Here is a 7174-nt window from a genome sequence, read left to right as displayed (position 1 = left end):
GGGTCAGGGTCTTGACCGTGGCCTTCTGCTCGACCGGTTTGCCGTCGGCGCCCGCGGCCTCGGCCACCACGGTGTAGGCCGTTCCGTACCCGAGGGGTTCGCTGGAGGTCCAGTTCGAGCCGTCCGCGGCGAGCGCGCCCTTGACCGCGTTGCCCTTGGCGGCGTTGGTCACGGTGACCGTGGTGAGCTTGCCGCCGTTCACCTTCACCACGATCGGCGTCCTGGGGTTGAAGTCGGTGCTCCCCGAGCCGTCGATGCTCACCTGGGCGGCGGCAGCGGCGGCGGCCGTGCCGGTCGCGATACTGGGCGGGGCAGTGCTGTCGGGGGACGACGAACAGGCGCCGGCCAGTAACGTCACCGAAGCCAGCGCGGCCACTACGGCCACACCCCACGGGCGCTGACGGGTCACGGTCGGTCGGACGGGCATGCGGTTCCTCTTCTTCTTTGCCGGCACACTGGTTCAGACGTGTCCGGGGGCCTCGACGTTGCGTGTGTTTCCGGATGTGCCCACGGGAAAAGGAAGACACACCCGCCTCTCCCGATCCGGTTCCCGGGCGACGCGGGGGTTTTCCGGCTTTTGTCGGTTTTCCGGGTGTCCGGCGGGAGTGATCTGTCCATTGTGGCGGGTCGGGTGCCCGGCCCGCGGGCAGGGGATCACCGGGTGCGGCGGGGAAAACCGCCGAACCGGGCGCCGTGGGCGGAAACGGTCAGGGCCGGGCGAGCCAGGCCCGGCACAGCCACCAGGCGTCGACGGCGCCGAAGGCGGTGCCGGGGTCGATGCCGGTGATCCCGGCGAACCGCAGGACCCGGTTGCGCACCGTGTTGGGGTGGACGAACTGCCGTTCGGCGGCCCGGTTGGTGTCGCCGCCCGCCTCCACCCAGGCGCACACCGCGCGGGCCACCGGTTCGGCGTTCGCGCCGAGGGCGGCCCAGGCCTGACGGTGCTTCTCGAGCAGTGCCGCGGCCAGATCCGCCCGGTCCACGATCGCGGCGAGTGCGGGCACCTCCGCGATGTGCACGAGACCGCTTCGCGCGGTCGCTTCCGCGGCGGTGAGCGCGGCCAGGGCGAGGCGGCGGGTGCCGGTGAGCTCCTCCGGCTCGGCGGGGCCCGCCAGCCCGACGAGGGTTCCGTCCGGGACGGCCCGCGGCGACGGTGCCTGCCCGAGCACGGCGACCAGCAGGCCGTCGACGACGGCGGAGGGCGACGGGCGGTGGCGTTCGGCCAGTGCGCGGCGCACCGCCGCGGCCCCGCCCGGGCGGGCGACGGCGACCCAGAGCCCGCCGGTGACCGGCAGTCCGGCCTCGGCGGCGGCGAGCGCGGCGGCCGAACCGCCGTCGAGAAGCCGACGCAGCAGTGCCACGTCGCGGTCCCTGGCCGGGGCCTGGTCCGCGTTCGCCGCGCGATGGGCCGCGATGAGCCTGCCGCGCACCGCCTCGGCCCAGTCGTCGTAGAGCTCCCGGGCATCGAGCAGGAGCTCCGGGCCGACCCCGTCCGCAGCGGCCGCCTCGCGGGCCCGCGACCAGATCGCGCGCTCGGCGACGTGGATCGCCCGCAGCACGGCCTCGATGGGCACCCCCTGGTGCGCCCGGGTGACGGCGAGATCCTCCACGAACGACAGTTCCGCTCCGGTGGGGCCGCGCCGGGCCGCCAGCGCCCTGGCGGCCGCGGCGAGCAGCGCACGGGTGTGCCCGGCGATGTCGGCGGGGGTGAGCACCGCCACCTCGGGCACCAGCGTCCGCACACCGGCCACCGACACCGCCAGCAGATCCTCTTCGCCGACCACCCGCTCGATGAGGTCGACCACCTTGCGCCATGCGTCCACGCGGCGATGCTGCCCGGCGCCTTGTGGATCGCCACAACCGGGTGGGGCATTCGCGTGATCCGGGACAGAGGTCACGGGGAGAAATGCCCCTACCGTTGGCAGCTACCACAACGACCGTCGCGGCGACGAAGCCGGAGCAACGACCGGCACGCGCGCCGTCCCGACCCGTCACGAGGGAATGCCCATGCCACCCGCCTGCCGTGCCGCCGTGATCGGCGCCGGGCCCGCCGGCCTCACCGCGACCAAAGCCCTGCTCGACGCGGGCGTCGAGGTCGTCACCTACGAGAAGGGGGACCGGCCCGGCGGGCTGTGGGTGCGCGACCACACCGGCGGGAAGTCCCCGGCCTACGCCTCGCTGCACCTGAACACCAGCCGCGGCCGCACCGAATTCGCCGACTACCCGATGCCCGCCCACTGGCCGGACTACCCGTCGGCGGATCTCGTCGCCGGGTATCTCGCCGCCTACGCGGACACGTTCGGCCTGACGCCGCACCTCCGGTTCGGGCGGACGGTGACGTCGGTGGAGCGGGAGGAAGCCGGGCGGGCGTGGACGGTGCGGACCGCGGAGGGGGAGAGCGAGACGTTCGACGCCGTCCTCGTCGCGAACGGCCACAACTGGGATCCCCGCCTGCCCGAACCGGCCTATCCCGGCACGTTCACCGGACACCAGATGCATGCCCACGACTACGCCTCGGCGGAGATCTTCCGCGACCGGCGGGTGCTCGTCGTGGGCATGGGCAACTCCGCCATGGACATCGCGGTGGACGCCTCCCAGCCGGCGCGGGGCCCGGTCCTGCTGTCGGCCCGGCACGGCGTCCACATCGTGCCGAAATACCTGTTCGGCCGTCCCTCCGACGCGACCGGGGGCGCGCTGGCGGCGCTGCCGTGGCGGGTGCGCCAGCGCGTCGCCGAGACGCTGCTGCGCCTGGCCGTGGGCAGGCCGGAGCGGTACGGCCTGCCCGCGCCTTCGGGTGGGTTGTTCCAGAACCACCCGACGATCAGCGACACCATCCTCCACCGGCTCACGCACGGCGAGATCGCCGCGCGCCCGGGGATCGCGCGTTTCGACGGTTCACGAGTGGTGTTCACCGACGGCACGGCCGACGAGGTGGACCTGATCGTGTGGGCCACCGGTTACCGGGTGGCCGTCCCGTTCCTCGACGAGCGCTGGACGGGCGGGGATCCGGAGCGGTTGCCGCTGTACAAACGGGTTTTCCATCTCCAGGACCCGAGCCTGCTCTTCGTCGGGCTGATGCAGTCCACGGGGGCCGCGCTGCCCGTCGTCGAGGCGCAGGCGAAGCTCGCGGCCGCCTACCTGTCGGGCGCCTACGGCCTGCCGGACGGGCCGGAGCAGCGGCGAGCCGTCACCACGGCGCTGCGCGCCGCCACCGCCCGCTGGGGGGACCGGCGCCCGATGATGCGCATCGACTTCGACGCCTACGTCGCCGATCTGCCGCGCGAGATCAAGGCCGGGCGGACCCGGCTCGCGCGGGGCACCTCCCGGCCCTTCACCCCGACTCGTCACGAACGGACCACCGCATGAGCCCCGCCAAGTCCCCCCTTTCCGCGCTGCTGGGCGGTCACCGCGATCCCCGCGGCCTCCGCGTGCTCGTCACCGGCGCCTCCGGCACCTTCGGCCGGGCGATCTGCGCGCGCCTGGCCGCACTCGGCGCGCACGTCGCCGGGATCGACCTCGCCCCGTCTCCCGGCGATCCGGTGGAGGTCCTGGCCTGCGACATCACCGACGACGAGGCGGTCCCCGCGGCCGTGGCGCGGGCGATCGCCTCCCTCGACGGTCTCGACGTACTGATCAACAACGCCGGGGTCGGCGGTCCGGCGCCCGCCGAACTGCCCCCGGGGGCGGAGGTGCGCCGCCAGTTCGACATCAACCTGCTCGGGGCGTGGCGGGTCACCGCCGCCTGCCTCGGCGACCTGATCGCCTCGCGGGGCCGGGTCGTCATGCTCGCTTCGCGCATGGCGGTGATGCAGCTGCCCCTGGCGGCCGCCTACGGCGCGTCGAAGCGGGCCCTCGTCGCCTACGCCGACGCGCTGCGGGTCGAGGTCGGCACGCACGTGAGCGTCACCTGCGTCTACCCCTCCGCCGTGCGCAGCCCGATCCACGATTCGACCGCCGCGGCCGGGCTGTCCCTGGAGGGCATGAGCCAGTACGAACCGCTGGAGGGAGTGGTGGACACGGTGCTCGGGGCCGTGCTGCGCCGCCGGGCACGGCGGGACCTGACGACGACCCGGCGCGGCGCCGTCGAGTTCTTCCTCGCGCGGCACCTGCCGGCGGTGACGGACCGGATCATCGCGCGCACCCTCGCGCGACGGGCCCGTTCGGGTGCTTTCGCCGGGGCCGACCTGGCCTCCGGGGTCGTCGCCCGCCACTCCGCACCTCCTGCGGACGCGTGATCGCATGCCCGGTCCTCAGACGGCGGAGCACACCGCCCCGGTGCGCGCCGGTGCCCGGGAACTCGCCGCCTACGCCACCGGTTCGCTGGGGATGGGGGTGTGGGTCACCGTCCCCGGCCTGCTCCTGCTCTACTTCCTGACGCACACCCTCGGCGTTTCCCCCTTCCTGGCCGGGCTGACCCTGCTCGTGCCGAAGATCGCCGACGCGGTGGCCCACCCCCTCCTCGGGGCGTTGTCGGACCGGCAGGCGCGGGCCGCCGGGCACCGCCGGGGCCTGCTGCGCTGGGGCCTGCTGCTCCCCGTCGCGCTCGTCGCGATGTTCTCGGTGCCCGCGCCGCTGACCGGATTCACCGCCGCGCTGTGGGTGGGTGCCTGGTTCGTCGCCGGGAACCTGCTGTTCGCCTCGTTCCAGGTGCCGTACCTGGCCACCCCGGCGGACCTGCGGATCGGCTACCACGAACGCACGCGCGTGTTCCTGGTGCGGATGCTGGTGCTGACGGCCGGGCTGCTCGGCGCGGGGGTGGTGGCCCCCGCCCTGGTGGCACAGGGCGGCCGGGCCGGGTACACCCGGATGGCGGTGCTGCTGGCGGTGGTCATGGTGTTCTCGGGCCTGATCGCCCTCGGCGGGGTGCGCGGGCTCACCGCGCGCTGCGGTTTCCGGTCCCCCGGCCCCGGCCATGCCGGTCTCGGGGATATCCGGTCCGCCTGGCGGGACCGCGACTTCCGGGCGCTGGTGCTGTCCTACCTGTGCACGGTGACCACCACGCACCTCTTCCTCGCGGCGCTGCCGTTCTACACCGAATACGTGCGGCACGACGGCCGGTCGACCGCGGGGTTCATGGCGGGTTTCCTCGCCCCGGCGCTCGTCGCGGGCCCGGCGTGGCGGTGGCTGTCGCGCCGGATCGGCAAGCAGCGCGCTCTCCTGGCCGCGCAGGCCGTGTTCGTGGCCGGGTGTCTCGCCCTGCTCGCCGGGGACCGGCTCGGGGTGGGATTCACCACGGGTGTCGTGGTGGCACTGGGGGTCGCGTTCGCCGGGCTGCAGTTGCTGGCCTTCTCGATGGTGCCGGACGCGGTGGCCGCGGCCCGCGGACGCGGCAGTGCGGCGGCCGGTGCCTACAACGGGGTGTGGACGGCGACCGAAGCCACCGGGACGGCGATCGGCCCCTACCTGTACTCCGCGGTGCTCGCGCTCGGCGGTTTCGTGTCCACGACCGGCGGTCACGGCACGGGCCAGTCCCCGGCGGCGCTGACGGCGGTGCTGGTGGGTTTCACCGCGGTTCCGGCGGTGCTGATGGTGGTGGCGTGGCTGTTCCAGAGCCGATGCCGCCTGGACCGGCACGCCGCCGAACTCGCCTGACGCCGAGCCGCATACCCCGGAGGGTATTTGACGAATCGGGCGGATTCTGGTTACCTGGATGCCGGAGGTACCCCTAGGGGTATGAGACGCATCGACCGGGAGGATCCGTGTTCTTCGCCCAGTACTACCTGGACTGCCTGTCCCAGGCGTCCTACCTCGTCGCCGACGAGACCACGGGCAGGGCCGTGGTCGTCGACCCGCGCCGTGACGTCTCGGAGTACCTCGCCGAGGCCGAGGAGCGGGGCTTCACCATCGAGGCTGTCATCAACACCCACTTCCACGCCGACTTCCTCGCCGGGCACCTCGAACTGGCCGCGCGGACCGGCGCCTGGATCGGCTACGGGCAGCGGGCCGAGGCCGAGTACCCGATCCGCAAACTCACCGACGGGGAGCGCATCAGCCTCGGCGACGTGACGCTGCAGATCATGGAGACCCCGGGGCACACCCCCGAGTCGATCAGCATCCTGGTCTACGAGCACGCCGACGACGAGGTGGCCTACGGGGTGCTCACCGGGGACGCGCTGTTCATCGGCGACGTCGGCAGGCCCGACCTGCTCGCCTCGGTCGGGGTCACCGCCGACGAGCTGGGCCGCATGCTCTACGACAGCGTGCAGCACAAGCTGATGGCCCTGCCCGACGACGTCCGGGTCTTCCCGGCGCACGGGGCCGGTTCCGCCTGCGGCAAGAACCTGTCCACCGAGCGCTCGTCCACCATCGGCATGCAGCGGCTGACCAACTACGCCTGCGCGCCGATGAGCGAGGACGAGTTCGTCGCGGTGGTGACCGCGGGGCAGCCCGTGGCCCCGGGCTACTTCGTCTACGACGCCACGCTCAACCGCAAGGAGCACGACCTGTTCGACCCGACGGCCGCGGCGGGTCCGCTGACCCCCGGCGAGCTGCTCGAACGGCGGGCCGCCGGTGCCGTGGTCGTGGACGGCCGCGACCCGCAGGAGTTCGCCGCCGGGCACCTGCGCGGCTCGGTCAACGTGCCCGCGGACGGGCGGTTCGCCGAGCAGGCGGGCACCGTGGTGCGGCCCGACGAGGAGGTCGTCGTGATCGCCCCCGCGGGACGCGAAGAGGAGCTGGTCACGCGCTTGGCCCGCATCGGATTCGACCGTGTCGCGGGCTACTTGCGCGACGCGGAGGCGTCCCTGCCCGGACTGGCGGACGAGATGACGCCGGCCAGCCGGGTGACGGCGGACCGGCTCCGCGCCGAGCTCGACGGTGAGCGGCCGCCCGTGGTGGTCGACGTGCGGGGCGCCTCCGAGCGCGAGGAGGGCCGCATCGAGGGTTCGGTGCACATCCCGCTGGCCGAGCTGCGCAACCGGATCGGTGAGCTCCCCGCGGACCGGCCCGTGGTCGTGCACTGCGCGGGCGGCCTGCGGTCCTCCATCGGGGCGAGCCTGCTCCGCCACGAGGGGCTGGCCGACGTGTCCGACCTGCTGGGCGGGTACGGCGCCTGGCTGCTGCTTTCCGAAACCGCCACCCGGCGGTGAGCGGTGCCGGACCCGGTTCGGGGCCGGGTCCGGGCACTCTGAGGGGAGCCGTGAAGGGCCCCTTCACAGTCGATACGACTGTGAAG

The 7174-nt window shown here is 73.7% G+C and carries 6 protein-coding genes; 4 read left to right on the top strand and 2 right to left on the bottom strand.

All coding sequences use genetic code 11. The annotated features are described in order from the left end of the window. Window positions 1-427 (bottom strand): Ig-like domain-containing protein (locus FNH05_RS27905; protein WP_246127981.1); only part of this gene is annotated, 427 nt, incomplete at its 3' end. A gap of 280 nt (window positions 428-707) precedes the next feature. Further along, window positions 708-1823 (bottom strand): PucR family transcriptional regulator, encoded by a 1116-nt coding sequence (locus FNH05_RS27900; RefSeq protein WP_222426727.1) that lies wholly within the window; start codon window positions 1821-1823, stop codon window positions 708-710. Between the two features lie 184 nt (window positions 1824-2007). Here FNH05_RS27900 and FNH05_RS27895 point away from each other — a divergent pair, with 184 nt between their 5' ends. From FNH05_RS27895 to FNH05_RS27880, 4 genes are all read left to right on the top strand, one after another. Then, window positions 2008-3366, top strand: a complete 1359-nt coding sequence (locus FNH05_RS27895; RefSeq protein ID WP_222426726.1) for a flavin-containing monooxygenase — start codon at window positions 2008-2010, stop codon at window positions 3364-3366. Further along, entirely contained in the window at window positions 3363-4235 is an 873-nt protein-coding gene (locus FNH05_RS27890; RefSeq protein ID WP_144591827.1) for an SDR family NAD(P)-dependent oxidoreductase, read from the top strand. The genes FNH05_RS27895 and FNH05_RS27890 overlap by 4 nt, the downstream gene beginning before the upstream one ends. A 4-nt stretch (window positions 4236-4239) precedes the next feature. Further along, entirely contained in the window at window positions 4240-5592 is a 1353-nt protein-coding gene (locus FNH05_RS27885) for an MFS transporter (RefSeq protein WP_144591826.1), read from the top strand. A gap of 107 nt (window positions 5593-5699) precedes the next feature. Continuing rightward, entirely contained in the window at window positions 5700-7088 is a 1389-nt protein-coding gene (locus FNH05_RS27880) for an MBL fold metallo-hydrolase (RefSeq protein WP_144591825.1), read from the top strand. Window positions 7089-7174: the final 86 nt, after the last annotated feature.

This window comes from Amycolatopsis rhizosphaerae (assembly GCF_007713715.1).
Lineage (GTDB): Bacteria > Actinomycetota > Actinomycetes > Mycobacteriales > Pseudonocardiaceae > Amycolatopsis_E > Amycolatopsis_E rhizosphaerae.
Note: the sequence above shows the minus strand (reverse complement) of the source record. Positions and strands in the feature narration are given on the sequence as shown.

Coding starts and splice junctions, on each gene's coding strand:
- FNH05_RS27895 (WP_222426726.1), top strand. CDS start 2,008: ATGCCACCCGCCTGCCGTGCCGCCGTGATCGGCGCCGGGCCCGCCGGC.
- FNH05_RS27890 (WP_144591827.1), top strand. CDS start 3,363: ATGAGCCCCGCCAAGTCCCCCCTTTCCGCGCTGCTGGGCGGTCACCGC.
- FNH05_RS27885 (WP_144591826.1), top strand. CDS start 4,240: ATGCCCGGTCCTCAGACGGCGGAGCACACCGCCCCGGTGCGCGCCGGT.